Genomic DNA, 1,403 nt, shown 5'->3' with positions numbered 1-1,403 from the left:
GCACGGTTCTCGATGACGCGGGCGAATTCGAACTTGGTCGTCAGCCGCTCGCCGGTGGCGATCGGGATAGACGTGCCGCGCGCCACCTGAGCCATCACTTCCGGCATATCGGGCGGCACCGGCTCCTCGAACCACAGCGGATCATAGGGCTCAATGGCGCGGGCCATGCGCAGCGCGCCCGACGCGGTGAACTGGCCATGCGTGCCGAACAGGATGTCGGCCCTGGTGCCGACCGCCTCGCGGATCGCCTTGATCATGCGGGCGGAGAGGTCGATATCGACGAGACGCGGCTGGTGACCGTCAAACGCAGTGTAGGGGCCGGCCGGGTCGAGCTTGACGGCAGTGAAGCCCTGCTCGACATATTCGAGCGCGCATTCGGCCGCCATATCGGGATCGTTGTAGACGTTCTTGCCGCGCGCATCCTCCGAGTGGACGCTGCCGCTGTGTGGGTAGAGGTAAGTATAGGAACGCAGCGTTTCGTGCACCTGCCCGCCGAGCAGCTTGTAGACCGGCTTGCCGGCCTCCTTGCCGATAATGTCCCAGCAGGCGATTTCGAGCGCCGAAAAACAGCCCATCCCGGACACGTCGGGGCGCTGGGTGAAGCCGGACGAATAGGCACGGCGGAAGAAGTTTTCGATGTCGTGCGGATCGCGGCCGATGAGGTAGCGCTCGGCCATGTCCTCGATCATTCTTGCGGTGACGTGGGCGGAGAAGGTGGCGTTGTAGGCCTCGCCATAGCCGACCACGCCGCCGTCGGTGGTGAGCTTGACGAAGATGAAATACTTGCCGCCGATGCCGGGCGGCGGATTGCCGACAACCCAGGTCTTTACGTCGGTGATTTTCATTTTTGATCCTCCAGAACCAGTTCGGCACCCTTCCATCCGGTCACGATCGAGGCGGCGTTGGTGTTGCCGGTGATGTTATCGGGAAAGATCGAGGCATCGATGACGCGCAAGCCGGCGAGGCCGTGAACCCGCAGGCGCGGGTCGACGACGGCGCGCGCAGCGTCCGGTCCCATGCGACATGTCGAGACCGGGTGGTAGACAGTGCCCGAACGTTTCCTGAAATCCTGAATGAGATCCGCGTCGGACTTGATTGATGGGCCCGGCAAAACCTCTTCCTCGATGATGTCGGCCATCGCCGGCATGGCGGCGATCTTCCGGACGAACTTCACAGCCGCCAGCATTTCGGCGACGTCCGCTTCGGTCGAGAAGGCATTGGCGACGATCTTCGGATAGTCACGCGGATTGCTGGAGCGGATCATGATCTCGCCACGGCTCGATGGACGGCAGTTGGACAGGCCGATGGAAAAGCCCGGCCACGGGTCGGGCGTCAGGATCGGACGCTCGCCGCTCTTCGGGATGACGGTCGAGAATGCCTGGAAATAAAGCTGCATGTTGGGC

General features: G+C 63.1%; 2 protein-coding genes. Both read right to left on the bottom strand.

Annotation, left to right across the window (positions count from 1 at the left end):
• On the bottom strand, positions 1-845 hold an 845-nt coding region (locus EOA86_RS34660; protein WP_164892327.1), incomplete at its 3' end, for a mandelate racemase/muconate lactonizing enzyme family protein.
• Positions 842-1,403: GMC oxidoreductase (locus EOA86_RS34655; protein ID WP_245497476.1), on the bottom strand; the 562-nt coding region annotated here is incomplete at its 5' end. The genes EOA86_RS34655 and EOA86_RS34660, both read right to left, overlap by 4 nt.

Source organism: Mesorhizobium sp. M5C.F.Ca.IN.020.32.2.1 (genome assembly GCF_004023105.1).
GTDB classification, from domain to species: Bacteria; Pseudomonadota; Alphaproteobacteria; order Rhizobiales; family Rhizobiaceae; genus Mesorhizobium; species Mesorhizobium wenxiniae.
Note: the sequence above shows the minus strand (reverse complement) of the source record. Positions and strands in the feature narration are given on the sequence as shown.